The sequence below is a fragment of the Methylobacterium sp. 17Sr1-1 genome (genome assembly GCF_003173775.1).
Lineage (GTDB): Bacteria > Pseudomonadota > Alphaproteobacteria > Rhizobiales > Beijerinckiaceae > Methylobacterium.
Genome location: NZ_CP029552.1, coordinates 1,233,145 through 1,252,687 on the forward strand (window position 1 = coordinate 1,233,145; position 19,543 = coordinate 1,252,687).

Consider the following 19,543-nt stretch of genomic DNA (forward strand, 5'->3'; position numbering starts at 1 on the left):
GCGATGGACGGACCCTGGGTCTGTCATTGTCGAACAGGCTCTCACAAGCCCGGCCCCTTGGCAGCCCCCAGGATCCGCCCCGGCCCGTTATTCTCGGCCTGGAGCACCACGACGTAGGAATCGGCATCGGCCACCGCCACGGCGGTGCGGGGCACCTCGTAATGGGCCGGCGTCCCGCGCCACGAGCCGACATGGTGCATGCCCCGCACCACGTTGCGGTAGGTGACGGTGCGCCCCCTATTCTCGCCGCGCCCGATCGCGACCTCGCGGGCGCGGGCGACCGGCAGCAGCCACACTTCCGCGCTGCGGCCGGGCTCCCGAGCCGGACCGACATCGATCACGATGCGGTCGGGGGCGGCCTCGCTGTGAACCGGCACCGGCAGGCTCGCACTGGTGCCGGGATCGCGGATGCTGCGCTCCAACGCCGCCCGGTCGGAGCCGACCACCGTGGCGGCGCCGTTCACCACCGCCTGCGGGGTGAAGACCTGCCGGTCGCCGCGCATCCCCGCATAAGCGCGCTGGCGCGCGGTGAACGAGGTGCTGGCGAGCGTGTCCTTCCAGCCGAGATAGTCCCAGTAGGTCACCGGCAGGGTGAGGGCGATCACGCCGGGATCGCGCGCCAGCTCGCTCACCAGCCGGTCCGCCGGCGGGCAGGCCGAGCAGCCCTGGCTCGTGAACAGCTCGACCACCGCCCGCGGGACCGCGTCCTCGGCGCGCGCCGGACCGAGGAGGCCGAGGCAGGCCGGGATCAGGCCGGCGAGCAGGCGGTGGAGGGGGGCACGCATCATGCGTCAATCAACACCCGGGCGGCGGGCGGAGAGAAGTCACGTTAGCTTGAGGCTTGAGACTGAGTGACGGGAGAGGCCGGCCCCGGAGCGCTCGCCCGGGGCAGCATCGCCGGGCGCCAGCGCCGATGCATCCACAGCCATTGCTCGGGGTACTCGCGCACCCAGGCGGCGATCACGTCGGTCATCGCCTGCATGGCGCCCTGCACGTCGACCGCGCCGCTCGCGTCCCGCGGCAGGGTCAGCGCCGGGGTCAGCTCCAGGCGGAACCGGTCGCCCGGCATCCGGATCACCCGCACCCCGTGGACCGGGCAGTCGTAGTGCCGGGCGAGCTTGGCCAGGAGCGGGTTCACCAGGGCCGGGTGCCCGAGGAAATCCACCACCACGCCGCGGGTGAAGTGCTGGTCGACCAGCATGCCGAGATGGCCGCCGCGCTCGATCACGCCTTGCATCTTGAAGGCGGCGCCGGGCCCGGCCGCCGTCAGGCCGCCCATCGTGGCGCGGCGCACCTCCTGCACCAGCTGCGCCGCCGCCGGGCTGTTCGGCGGGCGAAAGACCGCGCTCGCCTCCAGGCCGAAGCGGGCGGCGCAGATCGCCGGCAGCTCCCAGTTGCCCAGATGGGCCGAGAAGATCAGCCCCGGCTTGCCGTCGTCGCGCAAGCTGAAGAAGTGCTCGATGCCCTCGACCTCGATCCGCCCCGGCTCTGCTGCGTCCGGGTCGTAGTCGAAGATCTCGGCGAGGTGGGCGTACTCGGCCCCGGTGCGGCCGAGATTGTCCCAGGAGCCCAGCGCGATCGCGGCGATCGCGGCCTCGGTCTTCCCCGGGAAGGACTGGCGCAGGTTCTTGAGCGCGGTGCGGTGCGAGGGCAGCCGCGGCCCGATCGCCCGGGCGATCGCCGCCCCGGCGGCCGCGGCGCGGGCGGGGCCGAGCCGGCGGGCGAGCGCGAAGAGGGCGCGGATCACGAAGACCATCGGCAGGCCGGCGAGGCGGGACAGGGCGCGGTAGAGCCTCAGCTTCAGGCGCAGCACGATGATCTCACGAAGCAATCCGGTCAGGACAACGGGCAAACGGGCGGGATCGCGCAGGATTGTCACGCCCTGCACGTCGCCTCTTCTCCCGCCCGACCGGTTTGCGCAAGGGTGTGCGGGTGGTCCCCGCGCACTTCCTGCGCGACCGTGGCCTTCAGAGCGTGACGAGGATCTTGCCGAACACCTTGCGCGACTCGAGCCGCTCCAGCCCTTGCGCGAAGTCGGCGAGGGGCAGCACGGTATCGATCACCGGATTCATCCCGTCCGCCATCTTGGCGAGCGCGTCGCGGATGTTGGCGATGCGGCAGCCGAAGGAGCCGGTGATGCGGTATTGCTGCTGGAACAGCTGCATCAGGTTCATGGTGGTGGAGACGCCCGACGTCGACCCGCAGGTGACGAGCCGCCCGCCGCGCTTCAGGCAGAGCAGCGAGCCGTTCCAGGTCTCCGGCCCGACATGCTCGAACACCACGTCGACGCCCTTGCGCCTGGTCGCCTTGCGCACCTCGCCCTCGAAGCGCTCGGTGCGGTAGTTGATGACGTGGTCGGCGCCGAGCGCCCGCGCTTTCTCGCCCTTGGCGTCGTCGCCGACGGTGGTGAACACCGTGCAGCCGATCGCCTTCGCCATCTTGATCGCCGTCGTGCCGATCCCCGATCCGCCGGCATGGACCAGGATCGTCTCGCCGGGCTCCAACCTGGCATTGTCGAACAGCATGTGCTGCACCGTGCCGAAGGCGATCGGCGCGCAGGCGGCATCGGTGAAGCTCACGGTGTCCGGCACCCGCACGACGAGGCGGGCCGGCAGGTTGACGAGTTCGCGGGCGAAGCCGTCGACGTGGAAGCCGAGCACGCCGCCGACATCCTCGCAGAGGTTGTCGCGGCCCTCGCGGCAGGCGCGGCATTGCCCGCAGGTGAGCGCGCCGTAGGGCGCGACCTTGTCGCCGACCTCGAGCCCCTCGACCCCCTCGCCGAGCGCCGCGACCTCGCCGGCGGCCTCGGCGCCCACGGTGAGCGGCAGCTTGCGCTTGGCGAAGGCCATGCCGCGGAAGCCCCACACGTCGATGAAGTTGAGGCCGACGGCGCGGACCCGGATCTGCACCTCGCCGGGGCCGGGAGCATCCGGGTCGGAGACCTCGGTCAGGCGCAGGTCGCGGTCGCCGAAGAGCTGGAGGGCTTTCATCAGGGTCCTATCGTGTCTCGAACGCGCCTCACTCCGGCGTCAGATACCGCCGCCGCGCCCACCCCACGATCGGCCCGAGCTTCACCCGGCACCAGGTCAGGCCGCTCGGGGTGTCGTTGGTGCAACCGAAGCCGCGCAGGCGGCCCCGGGGCGGGGCCTGGCCGATGGCCGGGGAATCGGCGTCGGGGGCCTCGCGGATGCTGAGCGTGTCGCCGGGCGGCAGTCCCTCGACCCGAAAGAAGTCCAGCCGGCCGAAATCCTGCGCCTGGGCGCAGGCCGGACCAAGAAGGAAGGCCGCCACGGCGGCGGCGCGCGCGAGAGGGTGCCGCATGGTCCGTTTCGTCAGCTGCGGTGGATGCCCATCATCGCGGTGAGCCCGCCATCCACCGGCAGCACCGCACCGGTGATGTAGCCCGCCCCCGGGCTCAGCAGGAATGCGACGAGATCGGCCACCTCCGCCGGTGCGGCGAAGCGCCCGGCCGGAATCTGCTTCTCCATCCCGGCGCGATGGGCGGCATAGGGCGCCATCATGTCGGTGTCGATGAAGCCCGGTGCCACCACGTTGACGGTGACGCCTCGGCGTGCCGACTCGATCGCGAGCGTCCGGCAATAGGCGATCAGCGCGCCCTTGCTCGCCGCGTAGGCCGCGTTGCCCGGATTGGCCTGCAAGGCCGCCACCGAGCCGATGGCGACGATGCGCCCGGCACGCGCCCGGGTCATCGGCCGCACCAGCGCCTTGGCGAGGCGGGTGAGCGACCAGAAATTGACCTGCATCGCCGCCTCGGCGCGGTCCTGGTCGAGCACCGCCGCGAGGCTGTCGCAGGGCTGGCCGGCATTGTGGACGAAGCCGAAGATCGCCTCGCCCTCCATCACGCCGCAGAAATCCTCGAGGGCCGCCTTGTCCGACAGGTCGAGGGGGTGGGGCCGCATCCGCTGCGCGGGGTGGAGCGCGGTGAGCTCCAGCGCCAGCGCCTCAGCCGAGTCCTTCGAGCCGCGATAGGTGAAGTCGACGTCGTGGCCGGAGGCCGCCAGAGCCCGCACGATCTCGGCGCCGAGGCCCCGCCCGCCCCCGGTGACGAGGACGCGCCTGTTGTGGATCGGTGTGCTCATCGCGTGGAGCTTCCTGCGGGCTCCGCCCCAAACACCAGGCAGGTGTTCTGCCCGCCGAAGCCGAAGGAGTTCGACAGGACCGTCGTCACCGGCACGTCCCGCGCCGTCGTGACGACGTCGAGGGGGATGGCCGGATCGGGCACGGCGTAGTTCAGGGTCGGGGGCACCCGGCCGTGGGCGATGGTGAGGAGCGAGAACGCCGCCTCGACCGCGCCGGCGGCGGTCAGCGTGTGGCCGATCATCGACTTGTTCGACGAGATCGGCACCGAGCGCATGCGCTCGCCGAACACCGCGAGGCAGCCCATCGCCTCCATCTTGTCGTTCTCCGGCGTGCCGGTGCCGTGGGCGTTCACCGTGTCGATCCGGTCCGGGTGCAGGCCGGCATCGTCGAGGGCCGCGCGGATCGCCGCCACGACCGGCGCGCCGTCGGGGCTCGAGCGGGTGCGGTGGAAGCCGTCGCCCTTCTCGCCGCAGCCGAGGACATAGCCGAGGATGCGGGCGCCGCGGGCCCGCGCCCGGGCGGCGTCCTCCAGCACCAGGGCGGCGGCGCCCTCGCCCATCACGAAGCCGTCGCGGTTCTTGGCGAAGGGCTTCGAGGCCGCCTCCGGCGGGTCGTTCAGGGTCGAGAGGGCGGAGAGCAGCGAGAACCGGATCAGCGATTCCGGGTTCACCGAGCCGTCGGTGCCGATGCAGAGCGCCGCCTCGACCTCGCCGCGTCGGATCGCCTCGACGCCGAGCTGGATCGCGGTCGCGCCCGACGAGCAGGCGGTCGAGAGCGAGATCGGCGAACCCCTGGTGCCGAAGCGGTCGGCGATGCGGTCGGCGACGGTGCCGAAGATGAACAGGTCGTGCCAGTCGTCGAAGCGCCGGCTGCCCGCCGCCCGCAGCAGGTCGGCATAGGTGACGTCGCCGGTCGTCCCCGATGCCGCGGCGAGCGCCTGGCGCTGCGGCCACTCGATCTCGACCGGCGGCACCGCCATGAACAGCGCGCCCGGGAAGTCGCCAGACAGGCCTGCCTGCGCCACCGCCTCGTCGGCGGCCGCTTCGGCGAAACGCTGGGAGAGCATCGGCGCCACCATCGGATCGGCGGCGATGAAATCGACCGTGCCGGCGATGCGGGTGCGCAGGCCCTCCGTGGGGAAGCGGGTGATGGCGTGGATGCCCGAGCGCCCCGCGGTGAGGGCGGCCCAGTTGTCGGCAGTGCCCTGGCCGAGGGAGGTCACCACGCCGATGCCGGTGACCGCCACCAGTGGGCGGCCCATCGCGTCGCGGTCGCGGCTCATGCGGTCTCCCCTGTGCTGGTGAGGCGCAGCACGCCCTCGCCCCGGCGATGGCCGACCGCCGTGACGGCGACCTCGCGCGCCTCGCCCCCCGCCACCAGGGCGGCGGCGAGAGCGGCGCCGAAGGGCGCGGCGGCCTCCAGCGTGTGGCCGGTGAGGTCGCCGAGCGCCCGGACCGGCGCCTGCGGCGCGAGGGTTGTCAGGGCGGCCTGCTCCTCGCCCGTGATGCCGGCGCAGCCGGTGGCGGCCGAGATCACGGCGTCCGGCGAGGCCAAGCCGGCCTGGCCCCAGAGATGCGTCAGGCTCTCACTGATGCTGCCGTCGCGACGCCGGGTGCGGTCGCTCGCCACCGCGTCGAGCCGGGCGAGCGCCCGTGCGCCGCGGCTTCTCGCGTGCTCCTCGGCCTCCAGCACCAGGAAGGCGGCGCCGGAGCCGAGGATGAAGCCGGGCGCGTCGCCGCGCGCGAAGACCGGGCGGTAATCGGGTTTGCGCAAGTAGCCGCCCATCTCGTGGATCAGCAGCACGTCGGCCCGCTCGGCATTGTACGAGCCGCCGACCAGCACGATGTCGAGCTGGCCCGCCGCGATGCGGCTCTGCGCGATGCGCAGGGCATCGACGCCGCTCGATTCCTCACCCATGAAGGTGCGCGAGGCGCCCGTGACCCCGTGCACGATGGCGATGTTGCCGGCGAGCAGGTTCGAGAGCTGGGCGAGGAACAGCGTCGGCCGCAGGTCGTTCTGCAGGCGCTCGTTGAGGTAGGGGCCGGGATCGGCCGCACTGCGAAGCCCGGTCAGGATCTGGCCGTCGACCGCGTAGTCGCGCTCGCCGCCGCCCGCCGCCACGACGAGGTGCATGGCGTTCTTGAGCGCCGCATCCGCCTTGACGCCGGCGGAATCGAGCGCAAGGCCGGCCGCGTAGACGCCGAGGCGCTGCCACGGCTCCATCTGCCGCTGGTCGGATTTTTTGGGGATCTGCCCGTCGAGGGTCAGAGGCGCGACCGGATGCACCGGGTACGGCGCGAAGGTCTCGGCATCGGTGCGCGGCGCGTGTCCGGCCCGGTAGGCCGAAAGGTGCGCCTCGACGCCCTCGCCGGCGCAGGACACGAGCCCCAGGCCCGTGACGACGACTGGTCGTGTCACGACTCACACTCCGTCGAGGAGGCCGATGCGGGCGGCGCGCTCGCGCATCGGCGCGTCGAGCCCGTCCGGGAACGGCATGGTCTTGAACCGCAGATCGGCGCTGCAGAGCGGCTTGCCCTCCGCCCGGATCGCCGCCTTGGTCACGGCATAGCCCGAACCGTCATGCTCCAGGCTCGCCTCGACCTCCAGCACGGCCCCGGGGCCGACGAAGGAGCGGAAGCGCGCCTTGTCGACGCCCATCAGGAACGGCATGTGGCTGAACGAGGCCCGGGCGAGCAGCAGGTAGCCGGAGGCCTGCGCCATCGTCTCGGTAAGGAGCACGCCCGGCACCAGGGGGTGGCCGGGGAAATGCCCCTCGAAGACCGGGCTTTCCATCGGCACCGTGGCGAGCGCCGCGAGGCGCCCGCCCTCGCGGTCGAAGCTCACGACCCGGTCGATCATGTCGAAGTATTCGAGGCGCATCCCCGCGACCGCCTAAAGCCGGATCAGACCTTGGCGGCCTTCTCGGCCACCAGGCCGTCGATGCGCTCGCAGAGGTTCTTCAGCACGAAGTACTGCTCGGCCGGCACCTTGCCCTCGTTGACTTCCTGGGTCCACTGCTCGAGCGGCAGCTTGATGCCGAAGGTCTTGTCGATCTCGAACGCGATGTCGAGGAAGGCCAGGCTGTCGATGCCGAGATCGTCGATGGCGTGGCTCTCCGGCGTGATCTTCTCGCGCGGGATGTCGGCAACGTCGGCGATGATGGTGGCGACGCGGTCGAAAGTGTCGGACATGGACGTGCAGCCGTCTTCCTGCTGAGGTCTGGCTCGAACGGCGCGACCTTCGGGCGCCGCCCGCGCCCCGGCCACGAAACCACCGACCCAAAAAAAGAGCCCGCCGGGTCGCACCCGGCCGAGGGGCCCGCATACACGAGGGGGGCCGGGCCGGCAACCGCGCGGCGTTTCCCAGGCGTGACCTGCACCAAGGCGCGCCCTGCCCTAGGTCAGGTCGGATGACGCGTCCGCAGAGCGGCGGCGAGGATTAGTCCGGCATGGAACACGTGAAGCCCCCGACCGGCCCGAGGCCCGGACCCACGCCGCCGCCGGCGCCCCCCGCGACCGGCACCTCCGCTTTCGCGCGCGCGGCCCTGGTCATCGCGCTCGGCGCCCTCGGGATCTGGGTGCTGCATCCGTTCCTGCCGGCGCTGGTCTGGGCGGTGATCCTGGCGATCGCCCTGTGGCCGCTGCGCGAGCGGCTGGTGCGGATCAAGCCGCCGGGCAAGCACAACATCCTGTGGCCGGCGCTCCTCACGCTCGCGGTCGCCCTGGTGATCCTGGTGCCGCTGATCGTCGTCGCGATCCAGGCGGCGCGGGAGGCGCACGACGCGGTGGCGTTCTGGCGCCAGATCGAGGAGCAGGGCTGGCCGGTGCCGGACTTCGTCGCCCGCCTGCCCTTCGGCGCCGCGCAGGCGTCGGCCTGGTGGCAGGAGAACCTGAGCCACCCGCAGGGCTCGTCCGAGGTGTTGAAGCGCGTCGACCAGTCGATCAACCACTCGTCGCTCGTCGGCTTCGGGCGCACCTTCGGCAGCCAGATCGTCCACCGGGCGATGCTGTTCGGGTTCACCCTGCTGACCCTGTTCTTCCTCTTTCGCGACGGCCCAGGGCTCGCCGCGCAGGGGCTCTCGGCGGCCCGTCGCCTGTTCGGTCCGCGCGGCGAGCGGGTGGCGCGCCAGATGGCCGCTTCGGTCCACGGCACCGTCGACGGTCTGGTGCTGGTCGGTCTCGGCGAGGGTTTTCTGCTCGGCGTGGTCTACTTCTTCGCCGGCGTGCCGCATCCGGTGCTGCTCGGCGCCTTCACGGCGCTCGCCGCGATGATTCCGTTCGGGGCGCCCGTCGCCTTCGGCCTCGCCGCCCTGCTCGCCGCCGCACAAGGAGGCGTCACGGCGGCGATCGTCGTGGCCGTCGCCGGCCTCGTCGTCACCTTCGTGGCCGACCACTTCGTGCGACCGGTCCTGATCGGCGGCGCCACCCGCCTGCCCTTCCTGTGGGTGCTGCTCGGCATCCTCGGCGGGGTCGAGAGCTTCGGGCTGCTCGGCCTGTTTCTGGGGCCGGCGGTGATGGCGGCCCTGGTGCTGCTGTGGCGCGAATATACGGCGGGCGACGACCAGCCCGTCGCCTGATTCGCCTTCTTCCAAAGGACGGCTCCTTCCCGATGAGATTCGTGCTCGCCGCGACCCTGCTCGCCGGCTTCCTCGCCTCTCCCGCCGCGGCGCAGTGGGACCGCGGCGGTTCCCCGCGCGACGCGGACGGCCCGCGCTTCAGCGCCGACGACGATGACGGCCCGCGCGACCGCGACCGGCGGGTTTTCGGCGGCCGCGATCCGGACGAGATCATGCCCCGGCGCCGCGACCGGGATCGCGATGTCGATCGCCGCCGCGACTGGGACGACCGCGGCCGCCGCGACGCGGACCGCGGTTGGGACGACCGCTCCCGGGCGGACCGTTACGACCGCTATGATCGCTACGGCCCCCCACCCTACGGGCCGGGTATCGCACCGCCTGCCGCCCCCGGCGGCGTCTTCGTCGTCCCGCCGCCGATTCCGGGGGCACGGAGCTACTGATCCGGTCTCCGCTTGATCGACGTCGATAAAGGTAAGCGCGGGATCCGCTCTCCCGTGTGGGAGAGGGATAGGGGTGAGGGCGCTACGGCCCTGAGTCGAACTCAGACTTTTCCGCTGCCAGCACCACGGTCACAGCTTAGCACTGAAGCGTGTCACCCTCACCCCCAACCCTTCTCCCACACGGGAGAGGGGAGATGTGCTTCACCTTGCTAGGACTGATTATACGGAAACCAGAAATCCCAACATTCCTACGAGGCTCCATGTCCCAAGGCCCCACCCTGCGCGGCGAGCCCGCCCGCCGCCTCGCCGCCCTCGGCCTCGCGCTGCCGCGCGTGCCCGCGCCCCGCGGCGCCTTCCTGCCGTTCTCGCGCATCGGCGCGACCCTGTGGCTCGCCGGCCAGATCTGCGAGTGGGAGGGCGAGGTGCGCTTCACCGGGCCGGTGACCGACATCGCGACGGGTCAGGAGGCGGCGCGGATCTGCGCGCTGAACCTGCTGGCGTCGTTGAGCCTCGCCCTCGACGGCGACCTCGACCGGGTGGTGCGCTGCCACCGCCTCGGCGGCTTCGTGCAGGTGGAGCAGGGCTGGCCCGACGTACCGAAGGCGGTCAACGGCGCCTCGGACCTGATGGCGGAGCTGTTCGGCGAGGCCGGGCGCCACGCCCGCACGGCGATCGGCGTCGCCAGCCTGCCGGCCAATGCCAGCGTCGAGGTCGACGGGATCTTCGAGGTGCGGTGATCGACGCTCAGTGCGCGTCGCCGCCGGAGTGGTAGCCGGCGGCCTGCTCGACCAGGGTCAGGATGTCGAGGGCGCGCCAGGGCTTGGGGATGAAGGTCGCCGACATCCGCAGGTCGCTCGGCTGGTCGCCGGCATCGCCCGAGGTGAGCAGCACGTGGACCCGCGGCCAGGTGACGCCGATGATCCGCGCCAGCTCGAAGCCGCCGATCTGGCCCGGGGTCCGCACGTCCGAGAACACGACGTTCACCTCGTCGCCGCGCTCGCGCAGGATCGCGAGCGCCTTCTCGGCGGTCTCTGCCTCGATGACGCGGAAGCCCGTTTCCTCCAGCAGCGTGGCCGCGAGGAAACGCTCCTCCGGTTCGTCCTCGACGACCAGGATCACGGGCTGGGTCTTCGCGGCGGCGCTGGACTCGGTCATGTGCAGGGAACGAGCTTGCGGCCCACTGGTTGCATAGCTCCCGGGACCCTGCGCGCATCCTTCCCGAGGTGTTGCGGCAATGCAAGACCGAGTCCCGCGCCGGGACGGGAATCAGGCGACGCCGTGGTCGCGGAACCACGCCAGCATCCGCCCCCAGCCCTCCTCCGCCGGCCCCTTGCGGTAGCTCGGGCGATAATCGGCGTGGAAGCCGTGCGGCGCGTCCGGGAAGATCACGATGTCGACGGTCTTGGCAGCGGCCTTCGCGGCTTCGCGCGCCTTCTCGACGTCGGCGACCGGGATGCCGGTGTCGGCGGCGCCGTAGAGGCCGAGGATCGGCGCGCGGATGTCCGGGATCACGTCGGCGGCGGTCTTCGGCTGGATGCCGGTGCGGTTGCCGCCGAAATTGCCGTACCAGGCGACGCCGGCCTTCAGGTTGGCGCTGTGGGCGGCATAGAGCCACACCGTGCGCCCGCCGCGGCACCAGCCGGTGATGCCGAGCTTGGCCTGGTCGCCCTTGGCCTCGGCGGCGGCCCAGGCGGCGGTGGCGTCGAGGTCGCCCATCACCTGCGCGTCGGGGGTCTTCGAGACCACCTCGCGGACGATCTCCTGCACGTCGGTCATCTTCGAGACGTCGCCCTGGCGGGCGAAGAGCTCCGGCGCCACCGCGGTGTAGCCGGCCTTGGCCAGCCGCCGGCAGATATCCTTGATGTAGTCGTGAACCCCGAAGATCTCCTCGACCACGAGCACGATCGGGAACGGCCCGGCTCCTTCAGGCATCGCCCGGTAGGCCGGCATCGGCCCGTCGCCGACCGGGATCCGCACCTCGCCGGCGACGATGCCGGCCTCGTCGGTGCGGATGGCCTGCGCCTCGACCCGGGTTGTGGCGAGCGTCAGCCCGGTCATCAGGCTCGTCATCACGAAGCCGCGCCGGGAGAAGGGCGGGATCACCAGACCGTCGAGCTGCTCGAGGTCGTTCGTCCGCGCGTCGTCGCTCGTCGCCATCCGGTATCCTCCCGTCCCAGGCGCCCGTTCGCGCCGGCGCGCGATCTTGCGTACGGGGGCCGCGGGGGCAAGCGCGAACGCGGGTCGTCCGCGGTCACGATCCGGTCAGGAGCGCGGTCGACGAGAGAAAGGGCCGCCCGCGCGAGCGGACGGCCCCTGCAGGATCAACACCGGTCCGGCGATCACGCCACCGCGGCCTTGCGCGACTTGGCGTTGCTGCGGGCCGGCCAGCCGAGTGCGACGAGCCGGGCCTTGGCATGCTCGCGCACCTCGTCGCGCACGCCCGGCGGCATCGCGGCGAGCGCGGCTTGCGTCTCGGGAGCGAGCATCAGGTCGGTCACCGCGTTGATCGACTGCGCCTGGTCGATGCGGGCGGTGAGATCCGCCTCCGACGAACCGGCCTCGGTCCGGCCCGTCTCCTCGCCGGCGCGGAGGTCGGCGTCGTTCGCGGCCCCGCTCTCCCGGTCGCTCTCTTCCGCCTCCTGCGGCTCGCGCGCAGGCTCAGGCCGGCGCGACTGGTTCGCGGCGACAAGATCGGGCCGGCTCGCCTTGAACTCGTCGGCCTCGTCCTCGGAATAGAGCAGGCCGTGCAGGCCGGCGAGCTTGAGGATCACCCGGTCCTTGGCCCGCTTCTCCGCCATGGCGAAGACGTAGGCCGCCTGCTTGCCGGAGACGCGGTAGTTCACGCCGATCAACGCTTCGCCGATCGACCACTCGGTGCGGTCGCCGTTCGGGCCCGGCATGTGCCCGGTCACCAGGATCACCGCCTCGTCCCGCTCGGCCCGCACGATCACCGGGGCGTCGAAGCGGATGCGGGCCTGCACGGCGATCCGCTCCAGGGCCTTGTGGTAGATCACGGCGGTGCCCTGCACGCGCCAGACGTTGCCGGCCAGGGGCTCGCCGTAGGTGGCGAGGATGTCCGCGATCTGCTTGTCCGTGGTTGCGCTCATCTCGATCGATCTCACCTGCTGACAGCGGCTCCGGACGGGCGGGGGAAGCGGCCGGTTCCACATTTGTTCTCTACCATGGCATATGGTGATGCGCGAGCGTTTTCGCGATCCCGATGCCAGAAGAAATGCCGTCGGCGGACGATGTTTTGTCGCGCCCTCGCGCGGCCGCTTCGCCCATCGCAGACGATCCTCCGCATGGAACGGCTGCGCTGTCACGGCGACGATTGCGGCGGCGTTGCCCGTGGCAGGCATGTTCGCTAAATGTTCCTGAAGAGTCACGCCCCTAGAACTTCGGCAGGACGGCGGATCGGCGCCGGTCCCGGCCCCCGGAGCCCCGCATGAGCACCCCCGCCCTCCTCGACTCCTCGACCCTGCTCGACCGCCCGGGCCAGCGCCGCAGCGCCGTGCGCGGCACGGCTCCCCGTCGCGGGACCGCGCTGGCGCCGGCGGTGCCGCGTCCCGCCCTCGTCGCGGATTTCCTCGCCATTGCGGCGCTCGATCCGGTGGTGGAGCGGCTGCGCGCCGCGCCCAATCCGGTCCGCCTGACGCTCGGCGACACGGTGGTCGAGCACGCCGCCGATTTCGAGCAGGTGCGCACCGACGAGCCGGGCCTGCTCGTCGACGTGGTGGCGGAGGGCGATCTCGGGCGGCACCCCTTCCGCACCGCCTACGTGGCGGGGGAGCCGGTGGTGGCCGAGGACGGCCGCCGCTTCGTCATCGAGAGCGCCGCGACCCTGCGGGCCGAGCCGCGGATCTCCACCGTGCGCCTGATCATGGCCTGCCGCCGCACCTACGTCTCGGCCGGCGACCGGGTGCGGATCCTGCACCACCTCGACGAGTGCGGCACCGGCCGCCTCGTCGAATGCGCCGCCATGGCGATCAACGCCCAGGACGGCGTCGCGGCGGTGCTGGCGCTCGCGGTCGAGGGGCTGGTGGCAGTGGATATCAGCCGCCCGATCCTGCCGGAGACGCCGGTGCGGCGGCGGGCGCTGCCGTATCCGGATCCGTTCGGTTTCTGAGATCCCGTCTTGACGCTGCGGCCCGACTCGCCGTTTCATCGCCGTCGGGCCGATGCTGCCCGCCGCCTGCGCCCCGTCCGGGGTTCGGTGAATGCATCGTTCGCGAGGCGCACCCGTTCTTACCCGTCCGTCGGGCGAACCGGTCAGCAAGGCAGGCACTGATCCCGCTGGTTCGCCCGCGAGCAGGGATTGGATCATGCGCACCTATCGCGACGCCAAGGCGATGGCGAAAGCCCTTCGCGAGGAACTGGGCCGGCGGGGCACGGCCCTGTCCCACGGCGAGTGCCTGGAGATCGTCGCCCGGCTTTTCGGCCTCGACAACTGGAACATCCTGTCGGCCCGCCTGACCGCGCCAGCCGAGGCGGCACGGGAGGCCGCTCTGGTGCCGCCGGTGGGCTGGCTCGTCTCCGGGTCGAAGCCGCATCTCTACGAGGTCGGCGTCGATCCCACCACGTCCTACGGCGACGGCCGGGCGGCCCTGATCCGCTGCCGCTACGCCGAGGACGATCCCGCCTACGCGGCGATGGAGAAGGGGTTCGCCACGCTGATGCAGAGCGTCGCCGCCGCGCCGTTCCGCGGCCGCCGGGTCTGCCTCAGCGCCGAGTTGCGGGTGCAGGACGTCGTCGGCGCCGCCACCCTGTGGCTGCGGGCCGACGCCGCCATCGGCCGCAGCGTCGCCTTCGACAACATGGAGGAGCGGGCGGTCAACGGGCCGCTCGCCGGCACGCAGGGCTGGACCGCCCGGCGCATCGTGCTCGACGTGCCGGAGGAGGCCGAGACCCTGCATTTCGGCTTCTACCTCCGGGGCAGCGGCCGGGCCTGGGCCGGCGGCTTCGCGCTCCGCGAGGCTTCTCCGGAGGATGAGGCCACGCTGCTCGCCCGCGTCCGTCCGGAGCCGACCAACCTCGATTTCGCCATGCCGGCGTAGGCGATGGCGGGCTGAACCGGTTCCTCTCCATTCGTCATCTGGAAGGCAGGCCCGGTCGCCGAAGTCGGCCGGGCCTGCCCACGCTCTCAAGTGCCCCGCTTCGCCACCGCCGCCTCGACCAGCGAGCGGATCGCCGCCCGCACCGGCTCCGGGGTCTCATCGCGAGAGAATTTCGCCTCGATCTCCTCGCGGATCAGGGCGCCGTCGTCGCTGCGCGCGAGGTCGGTGGTGGTCTCGGCCTGGAGGAGGGAGACGAACGCGCTCTCGACCCGGCCGATCGCCTCCGGCGAGGCGTCGGCCGCGACCTGGCGGCCGGTGAGGTCGAACACGTCCGCCGCGAAGGGCAGCCGCTCCTCGCGGAGCGACAGGTCGCCCGAGAGCACGAAGACGGCCGGGACGTGGGCGATCAGGTCGATCGAGCCGCGGGTGATGTTGCCCGGGTTGAACCACAGCGTGTCGCCGATCCGCACCGGGGCGTGGCGCTTGTGGACGTGGCCGTTGAGCGCCAGCGCACAGCCCCGGATCGCCTCCGGCGGCACCGCACCCGGATAGCCCGCCCCGAAGGCGAGGTCGTGATGGGTGAGCCAGACGACCGCGTCGGCCCCTGGGAAGAGCCCGCGCGCGTCCGACGGGATCGCCTGCCCGAAGGGCGTGGCGCCGAGGCCGATCAGGCGTTCCCCCACCCGGTACTGCGCCGCCGGACCGGATTCCGGCACCGCGTCGAGGACGTCGCTCACCGCCAGCATCGCCAGGCTGTCGCCGTCCGACAGGCGGGTGTGGCGGATGTCGTGGTTGCCGACATTGGCGAGCGGGCGATGGCGGAACCCCTTGAGGACCCGGATCAGGCGCGACTTCAGGCTCTCGTCCGGCTCGACCGGCCGCTCGAACAGGTCGCCGAGGAGCACGGGCGCGAGGTCGCGGTCGTTGGCGAGCGCCACGCAATGCTCGAGCTTGGCCAGGACCGGCGCCGGCCAGTCCGGATCCTTGCGCCGGCCCGGCCGGCGCGACGAGACGTGCGGGTCGCCGACGACGAGGAGGCCGGCGCACGCGACCGGCGCGGCGTCGAGCCGCTCGCGGCCGAGGATCATGCCGCCTCCCCCGCCGGGGCGTGGCGGTGGCCGGCGAGGAGAGACGCGGGCGCGGCCGGCGTGCCGCAGGCCGGGCAGCGCCCGCCGGTCGAGGCCAGAACCTCCGCCATCTCGGCCTCCGCCGCCGCGAGCCCGTCGCGGGAGGCCGCCTCCCGGCCCTGCGCCTCGGCGAGGCGGCGGCCGATCTCGGCGAGGCGCCGGGCGGTCGCCGCGGCGTCCGGCCGGAGCACCGGCACGGGCGGCGCCGGAAGATCGTGCAGAGCCCGAACCCGCGCTTCCGCGTCGGCGAGGCCCGCCCGCAGCCGGCGCAGCCGGGCGGCGTGCGCCGCGGCCTGGGCGGTGTCGCGCGGCAGCGGCGCCTCCGGCGGCAGGTCCGCCAGGGCCGCGACCCTGCCCTGCGCCCCCGCGAGATCGGCGGCGGCGGCGAGGACGCGGCGGCCGAGCGCCTCGCGGTTGCGCGCCTCGGCCAGCGCCCGGCCGAGTTCCGCCCCGACCTCCGGACCCGGCAGGCCGGCGAGCGCCCGCGCCCGGGCGGCGGCGCCCGTCGCCAGGCGCTCGGCGCGGGCGAGGCGCTCGGCCAGGTCCGCGCGGGCGCGCAGGCGCGCGGCGGCTGCCGCCAGGGCGCCGGCGTCGTCGTGCAGCCCGTGCAGCGTCTCCGCCAGGGCGTCGAGCCCGTCGAGGGCCGCGAGGCGCTCGTGCAGGCGGGTGATCTCGCGCTCGCCCTCGCGGATCGTGCGCTGGTCCTCGGTGACGCGCTCGCGCTGGAGCGCCTGCATGTCGCGGATCAGCCCGGCCTCGCGACCGATCGACAGCACCGCCGAGCGCCGGGCCGGCTTCTCGCCGAGCAGGAAGACCGGGAATTTCTGGTGCGCGACGTGCACGTCGAGCTCCTCGACCCGGGTGATGCCGTAGAGCCGCTCGACCCAAGGGGGCACGTCGCGCCCGCCGGTCTCGAAGGTGGTGCCGGCCTCCTGCACCAGCGATCCGTCGGCCTCGTGCAGCGACCACAGGTTGACCGGGGTGCGCTTCGGCTGGCGGACGTAGCGGAGCACGCGGCCCCCGGCGACGCCGATCTCGACCCACGCCGCGCTGCGGCCGGCCCGCACCAGGCTGTCGCGCACCTCGCCGTAGAACACTGCCCGCAGGGCCCGGATCACCGTCGACTTGCCGTGGTTGTTGGGCCCGACGAGGGCGTTGACGCCGGGCGAGAGCGGCAGGGTCGCATCGCAGAAGCCCTGGACGTCGATCAGGCGGATGAACCGGAAGCCCGGCCTGTCGGGCGTCCATTGCGCCGCGCAAAGACCGGCCGGGCCTTCGATCGCGACCCCGGTCTCGGGCCGCCCGGCGATGCGGCTGACGGTGAGGCCGGCCTCGAACCCCGCGACGTCGTGGTGCGAGATCGCCAGGCATTGCACCCCGAGCCGGGCGGCGCCGTCGTCGAGCACGCGGTAGAAGGCCGGCACCCGCTCGGGCGCGATCCAGCAATCGGCCTCGTCGAGGGCGAGGAAGCGGCCGACGCCGGCCTTGACCACCGCGATCAGGCGCAGCGCCATGCCGACGACGTTGGTCATCGCGCCGCCATTGTCCTCCAGCACGTCCTCGCGCCCGCCATCCGGGCGCTCGACCCCGATATCGAGGGCAGGCAGGCCGCGCTCGGTGGTCAGGTCCAGGCGCACCGGCTTCTCGCCGGGCAGGACCTCCTGGACGAGCGCGGTGAGCAGGGTCTCGAAGGTCGCGACGCTGCGCCGGTTGGCGTCCTGCTGCAGCTCGCGCAGGTAGGTGTCGACGGCGTCGCGCTGCGCCAGCCGGCCTTTGGCGGCGGCGACGAGCCGCGTGCGCTCGGCGAGGGTTTTCTGGTCGCCGTCGCGGGCCGCCTCCAGGCGGGCGAGCAGGCGGCCGGCGCGGGTCAGCGCGTCCTGGATGTCGGCAGGCGTCACGGGTGTCTCACGTCGCGGGCGCCTCAGCGGCCCTGGTCGAGGGCGTCGAGGCGGTCCTGGACCGCGCGCAGGGACTGGGCGAAGGCCTCGACCCGGCGGGCATTCTCGGCCCTGGCCTCCTCGATCATGCGGCGGATCTCGGCCTCGTCGTCGGTGCCCAGCTCCTCGCGGGCCTGGGTCCGGGCTGCGGCGAGCTCGGCGGTCAGGCGCTCGACGTCGCTCTCCGCCCGGATCCGGTCGGCGCGCAGGCGCTCGTAGGCCGGCTGCAGCGCCTCGAGGCGACGCAGGGCCTCGACGTCGGGACCCGGTTCCCGCCCACCCGGCTCTCGCATACCGGATTCGTGGCCCTTGCGGCTGCGCTCCATCTGGCTCCTCGTGTTCATCGGCAGGAGGTGGCATCCGGGCCGGGCTTTGGCAACGGCGCCGGCCCTCGAGAAATGTCCGTCGATCCCTGTTGACGACCTGTGCAAATCAGCCCAGTGTTCCGGAAATGTTCCACACGACGAGCCGGTCCGGGAGGCGGCGCGGCGTCGCGGCGGAACCTCCGCAGTGGAAGCTTGGGAGACCCGCATGGAGACCACCCGCCTGGACGACGAAGCGGCCGAGGCTGCCCCGCTGTTCGAGAACCGGGACTGGCGCCTCCACGCGGACGGGCTGGAGCACCGGGATACCGGCTACTTCATCGACCGCGACACGGTGGGCGCCAAACGGCCGGACGGCCACTGGGAATGGCCGCTGCATCTCTCGGAGAAGAGCTGGTGCGGCGTGCGCAGCTTCCGCGAGGCCTTCACCGCCGCCCTCGACGCCTTCGGCATCGCGCCCGACCGCAAGCTCACTTTGTCCTTCGCGCTCGGCTTCGGCACCCGGGTCGGAGGGGCCGCGCCGGACGCCTTCGTGCCCCTCGCCGATCTGGTGCGCATGCGGGCGCCGGCGCCGCGCGTGACGGCCCGCCCGCTGGTGGCCGCGAGCGCCTGAGCGCTCTCCTTTGCACCCGAACACCCTCCCCCGGCGCCGGGAAATGCTCTAGAGCCCACCGCAGCGACAACGTGCGGGGAGTGGGCGGGCGTGAGCGGGCACCGCAGCGTGGAGATCATCGTCCGGGGCCGTGTCCAGGGCGTCGGCTACCGGGCCTGGACCAAGGGCGTCGCGGAGGCGCGCGGCCTCGCCGGCACCGTGCGCAACCGGCACGACGGCAGCGTCGAGGCCCGCCTCGCCGGGCCGGCGGAGGCCGTCGCGGCGATGATCGAGGCCTGCCGCCAGGGCCCGCCCGGGGCGCGGGTCCAGGACCTCTCCGTCACCGATCTCTCGATCGAGGACCTCGCCGGGAGCGAGACGCAGGCCGCCCCGCGCGGCGTGCAGATCCTGCCGACCGCCTGACGGGGCCGGCATGAATCCGGATCTCGGGAGCAGCTTCTCGCTCCTCGACCTCGCGGCCCTCCTCTGCTTCCTCACGGCGTGGTGGGGCTATTCCTACGCGGTCGAGCACCTGTCCGGGGGCAAGCGCAGCCTCAACGGCATGATGAACCGCTACCGCCACGCCTGGGCCGACCAGCAGATCGTGCGCGAGAACCGGGTGGTCGACACCACCATCAACGCCTCGCTGCAGAACGGCACCGCCTTCTTCGCCTCGACGGCGCTGATCGCGCTCGGGAGCGCGCTCACCCTGTCGCGCTCGTCCGACGACGCCCTGACGCTGTTCTCCACCCTGCCCTTCGGCGCGCCGATGACCCGGGCGGTATGGGAGATCAAGGTGGCGGGCCTCGCGCTGATCTTCGTCTACGCCTTCTTCAAGTTCGCCTGGGCCTACCGGCTGTTCAATTACGGCGCGATCCTCATCGGCGCCGTGCCGCCGCGCGACGGCGACCGGGCCCTGATCGAGCGGGCGGCGCGGCGGGCCGCCGCCATGAACGTGGTGGCGGGCGGCCACTTCAACCGCGGGCAGCGTGCGTTCTTCTTCGCGCTGGCCTATCTCGGATGGTTCGTCAGCGCTTACGTGCTGTTCGCCACCACCGCGATGGTGCTCACCGTGATGTGGCAGCGCCAGTTCGCCTCCGACGCCCGTCGGGCCTTGCAGGAATACGATGATCCCTGACGATTACGAGATCGAACTCACCCTGGTGCGCCTCGTCACCGATCGCGGGGCCGACAAGACCGTCTGCCCCTCCGAGGTCGCCCGCGCGCTCGGCGGGCCCCACCCGGACGGCTGGGGCCCCCTGATGCAGCCGGTCCGCCGCCAGGCGGTGCGGCTGATGAAGGCGGGGCGGATCGCCATCCTGCGCAAGGGCAAGGTGGTGGCGGATCCGGACCATTTTCGCGGGATCTACCGGTTGTCGCTGCCGCGGTAGCG

At 72.6% G+C, this 19,543-nt stretch carries 23 protein-coding genes and 1 pseudogene; 9 read left to right on the plus strand and 15 right to left on the minus strand.

Annotation, left to right across the window (positions count from 1 at the left end):
- Positions 1-41 precede the first annotated feature (41 nt).
- The 9 genes from DK412_RS05500 to DK412_RS05540 form a co-directional block, all read right to left on the minus strand.
- Positions 42-788 (minus strand): DUF1223 domain-containing protein, encoded by a 747-nt coding sequence (locus tag DK412_RS05500; protein WP_109971125.1) that lies wholly within the window; start codon positions 786-788, stop codon positions 42-44.
- Between the two features lie 41 nt (positions 789-829).
- Positions 830-1,813: a lipid A biosynthesis lauroyl acyltransferase gene (locus tag DK412_RS05505; RefSeq protein WP_109971126.1), complete on the minus strand. Its 984-nt coding sequence runs from the start codon at positions 1,811-1,813 to the stop codon at positions 830-832.
- Between the two features lie 154 nt (positions 1,814-1,967).
- Positions 1,968-2,990 (minus strand): zinc-binding dehydrogenase, encoded by a 1,023-nt coding sequence (locus DK412_RS05510; RefSeq protein ID WP_109971127.1) that lies wholly within the window; start codon positions 2,988-2,990, stop codon positions 1,968-1,970.
- Between the two features lie 28 nt (positions 2,991-3,018).
- Positions 3,019-3,321, minus strand: a complete 303-nt coding sequence (locus tag DK412_RS05515; RefSeq protein ID WP_109971128.1) for an SH3 domain-containing protein — start codon at positions 3,319-3,321, stop codon at positions 3,019-3,021.
- 11 nt (positions 3,322-3,332) lie between these two features.
- The gene (locus DK412_RS05520) at positions 3,333-4,100 is read right to left on the minus strand and encodes an SDR family oxidoreductase (RefSeq protein ID WP_109971129.1); all 768 of its coding nucleotides are present in this window, start codon (positions 4,098-4,100) and stop codon (positions 3,333-3,335) included.
- The gene (locus DK412_RS05525) at positions 4,097-5,383 is read right to left on the minus strand and encodes a beta-ketoacyl-ACP synthase (RefSeq protein WP_109971130.1); all 1,287 of its coding nucleotides are present in this window, start codon (positions 5,381-5,383) and stop codon (positions 4,097-4,099) included. Before DK412_RS05525 ends, DK412_RS05520 begins: the two co-directional genes overlap by 4 nt.
- On the minus strand, positions 5,380-6,519 hold the full coding sequence (locus DK412_RS05530) for a beta-ketoacyl-ACP synthase (RefSeq protein WP_109971131.1): 1,140 nt from the start codon (positions 6,517-6,519) through the stop codon (positions 5,380-5,382). The genes DK412_RS05525 and DK412_RS05530 overlap by 4 nt, the downstream gene beginning before the upstream one ends.
- Before the next feature lie 3 nt (positions 6,520-6,522).
- On the minus strand, positions 6,523-6,981 hold the full coding sequence (locus DK412_RS05535; RefSeq protein WP_109971132.1) for a 3-hydroxyacyl-ACP dehydratase FabZ family protein: 459 nt from the start codon (positions 6,979-6,981) through the stop codon (positions 6,523-6,525).
- A 23-nt stretch (positions 6,982-7,004) separates the two neighbouring features.
- Positions 7,005-7,292, minus strand: a complete 288-nt coding sequence (locus DK412_RS05540) for an acyl carrier protein (RefSeq protein ID WP_048443797.1) — start codon at positions 7,290-7,292, stop codon at positions 7,005-7,007.
- 257 nt (positions 7,293-7,549) lie between these two features.
- Between DK412_RS05540 and DK412_RS05545 the strand changes: the two genes are divergently transcribed.
- From DK412_RS05545 to DK412_RS05555, 3 genes are all read left to right on the plus strand, one after another.
- Complete coding sequence (locus DK412_RS05545; RefSeq protein ID WP_109971133.1) at positions 7,550-8,677, plus strand: AI-2E family transporter; 1,128 nt, start codon at positions 7,550-7,552, stop codon at positions 8,675-8,677.
- 41 nt (positions 8,678-8,718) lie between these two features.
- Entirely contained in the window at positions 8,719-9,117 is a 399-nt protein-coding gene (locus tag DK412_RS05550; protein WP_162596126.1) for a hypothetical protein, read from the plus strand.
- A 260-nt stretch (positions 9,118-9,377) separates the two neighbouring features.
- Positions 9,378-9,854 carry a RidA family protein gene (locus DK412_RS05555; protein ID WP_109971135.1) on the plus strand — a complete coding sequence of 159 codons (477 nt, stop codon included), beginning with the start codon at positions 9,378-9,380 and terminating at the stop codon, positions 9,852-9,854.
- 7 nt (positions 9,855-9,861) lie between these two features.
- Here DK412_RS05555 and DK412_RS05560 read toward each other — a convergent pair whose 3' ends face one another.
- The 3 genes from DK412_RS05560 to DK412_RS05570 form a co-directional block, all read right to left on the minus strand.
- Complete coding sequence (locus DK412_RS05560) at positions 9,862-10,272, minus strand: response regulator (protein ID WP_109971136.1); 411 nt, start codon at positions 10,270-10,272, stop codon at positions 9,862-9,864.
- A 111-nt stretch (positions 10,273-10,383) separates the two neighbouring features.
- Entirely contained in the window at positions 10,384-11,274 is an 891-nt protein-coding gene (locus tag DK412_RS05565; RefSeq protein ID WP_109971137.1) for a dienelactone hydrolase family protein, read from the minus strand.
- Positions 11,275-11,456: 182 nt separating this feature from the next.
- Complete coding sequence (locus DK412_RS05570; RefSeq protein ID WP_109971138.1) at positions 11,457-12,224, minus strand: trna delta -isopentenylpyrophosphate transferase; 768 nt, start codon at positions 12,222-12,224, stop codon at positions 11,457-11,459.
- 338 nt (positions 12,225-12,562) lie between these two features.
- Here DK412_RS05570 and DK412_RS05575 point away from each other — a divergent pair, with 338 nt between their 5' ends.
- The gene (locus DK412_RS05575) at positions 12,563-13,243 is read left to right on the plus strand and encodes a hypothetical protein (RefSeq protein ID WP_109971139.1); all 681 of its coding nucleotides are present in this window, start codon (positions 12,563-12,565) and stop codon (positions 13,241-13,243) included.
- 196 nt (positions 13,244-13,439) lie between these two features.
- A pseudogene (locus DK412_RS31515) lies at positions 13,440-13,595 on the plus strand (glyoxalase superfamily protein); the annotation flags it as partial.
- 662 nt (positions 13,596-14,257) lie between these two features.
- Here DK412_RS31515 and DK412_RS05585 read toward each other — a convergent pair.
- Genes DK412_RS05585 through DK412_RS05595 form a run of 3 tightly spaced genes read right to left on the minus strand, consistent with a single transcriptional unit; the run spans position 14,258 to position 17,579 of the window.
- Positions 14,258-15,259, minus strand: coding sequence for a hypothetical protein (locus DK412_RS05585; protein ID WP_109971141.1), 1,002 nt, complete (start codon positions 15,257-15,259; stop codon positions 14,258-14,260).
- The gene (locus DK412_RS05590) at positions 15,256-17,196 is read right to left on the minus strand and encodes an ATP-binding protein (protein WP_109971142.1); all 1,941 of its coding nucleotides are present in this window, start codon (positions 17,194-17,196) and stop codon (positions 15,256-15,258) included. Before DK412_RS05590 ends, DK412_RS05585 begins: the two co-directional genes overlap by 4 nt.
- A gap of 23 nt (positions 17,197-17,219) precedes the next feature.
- Complete coding sequence (locus DK412_RS05595; RefSeq protein ID WP_245447443.1) at positions 17,220-17,579, minus strand: hypothetical protein; 360 nt, start codon at positions 17,577-17,579, stop codon at positions 17,220-17,222.
- 187 nt (positions 17,580-17,766) lie between these two features.
- Here DK412_RS05595 and DK412_RS05600 point away from each other — a divergent pair, with 187 nt between their 5' ends.
- The 4 genes from DK412_RS05600 (at position 17,767) to DK412_RS05615 (ending at position 19,541) form a co-directional block, all read left to right on the plus strand.
- Positions 17,767-18,171, plus strand: coding sequence for a hypothetical protein (locus tag DK412_RS05600; RefSeq protein ID WP_109971143.1), 405 nt, complete (start codon positions 17,767-17,769; stop codon positions 18,169-18,171).
- A 90-nt stretch (positions 18,172-18,261) separates the two neighbouring features.
- Positions 18,262-18,573: an acylphosphatase gene (locus DK412_RS05605; protein ID WP_109971144.1), complete on the plus strand. Its 312-nt coding sequence runs from the start codon at positions 18,262-18,264 to the stop codon at positions 18,571-18,573.
- Positions 18,574-18,583: 10 nt separating this feature from the next.
- The gene (locus DK412_RS05610; RefSeq protein WP_109971145.1) at positions 18,584-19,288 is read left to right on the plus strand and encodes a DUF599 domain-containing protein; all 705 of its coding nucleotides are present in this window, start codon (positions 18,584-18,586) and stop codon (positions 19,286-19,288) included.
- A complete protein-coding gene (locus DK412_RS05615; RefSeq protein ID WP_109971146.1) occupies positions 19,278-19,541 on the plus strand; it encodes a DUF3253 domain-containing protein in 264 nt (87 codons plus the stop codon). The genes DK412_RS05610 and DK412_RS05615 overlap by 11 nt, the downstream gene beginning before the upstream one ends.
- Positions 19,542-19,543 lie beyond the last annotated feature (2 nt).

Coding starts and splice junctions, on each gene's coding strand:
- DK412_RS05500 (WP_109971125.1), bottom strand. CDS start 788: ATGATGCGTGCCCCCCTCCACCGCCTGCTCGCCGGCCTGATCCCGGCC.
- DK412_RS05555 (WP_109971135.1), top strand. CDS start 9,378: ATGTCCCAAGGCCCCACCCTGCGCGGCGAGCCCGCCCGCCGCCTCGCC.
- DK412_RS05600 (WP_109971143.1), top strand. CDS start 17,767: ATGGAGACCACCCGCCTGGACGACGAAGCGGCCGAGGCTGCCCCGCTG.
- DK412_RS05520 (WP_109971129.1), bottom strand. CDS start 4,100: ATGAGCACACCGATCCACAACAGGCGCGTCCTCGTCACCGGGGGCGGG.
- DK412_RS05515 (WP_109971128.1), bottom strand. CDS start 3,321: ATGCGGCACCCTCTCGCGCGCGCCGCCGCCGTGGCGGCCTTCCTTCTT.
- DK412_RS05565 (WP_109971137.1), bottom strand. CDS start 11,274: ATGGCGACGAGCGACGACGCGCGGACGAACGACCTCGAGCAGCTCGAC.
- DK412_RS05570 (WP_109971138.1), bottom strand. CDS start 12,224: ATGAGCGCAACCACGGACAAGCAGATCGCGGACATCCTCGCCACCTAC.
- DK412_RS05615 (WP_109971146.1), top strand. CDS start 19,278: ATGATCCCTGACGATTACGAGATCGAACTCACCCTGGTGCGCCTCGTC.
- DK412_RS05610 (WP_109971145.1), top strand. CDS start 18,584: ATGAATCCGGATCTCGGGAGCAGCTTCTCGCTCCTCGACCTCGCGGCC.
- DK412_RS05510 (WP_109971127.1), bottom strand. CDS start 2,990: ATGAAAGCCCTCCAGCTCTTCGGCGACCGCGACCTGCGCCTGACCGAG.
- DK412_RS05545 (WP_109971133.1), top strand. CDS start 7,550: ATGGAACACGTGAAGCCCCCGACCGGCCCGAGGCCCGGACCCACGCCG.
- DK412_RS05585 (WP_109971141.1), bottom strand. CDS start 15,259: ATGATCCTCGGCCGCGAGCGGCTCGACGCCGCGCCGGTCGCGTGCGCC.
- DK412_RS05525 (WP_109971130.1), bottom strand. CDS start 5,383: ATGAGCCGCGACCGCGACGCGATGGGCCGCCCACTGGTGGCGGTCACC.
- DK412_RS05575 (WP_109971139.1), top strand. CDS start 12,563: ATGAGCACCCCCGCCCTCCTCGACTCCTCGACCCTGCTCGACCGCCCG.
- DK412_RS05595 (WP_245447443.1), bottom strand. CDS start 17,579: ATGAACACGAGGAGCCAGATGGAGCGCAGCCGCAAGGGCCACGAATCC.
- DK412_RS05540 (WP_048443797.1), bottom strand. CDS start 7,292: ATGTCCGACACTTTCGACCGCGTCGCCACCATCATCGCCGACGTTGCC.
- DK412_RS05535 (WP_109971132.1), bottom strand. CDS start 6,981: ATGCGCCTCGAATACTTCGACATGATCGACCGGGTCGTGAGCTTCGAC.
- DK412_RS05560 (WP_109971136.1), bottom strand. CDS start 10,272: ATGACCGAGTCCAGCGCCGCCGCGAAGACCCAGCCCGTGATCCTGGTC.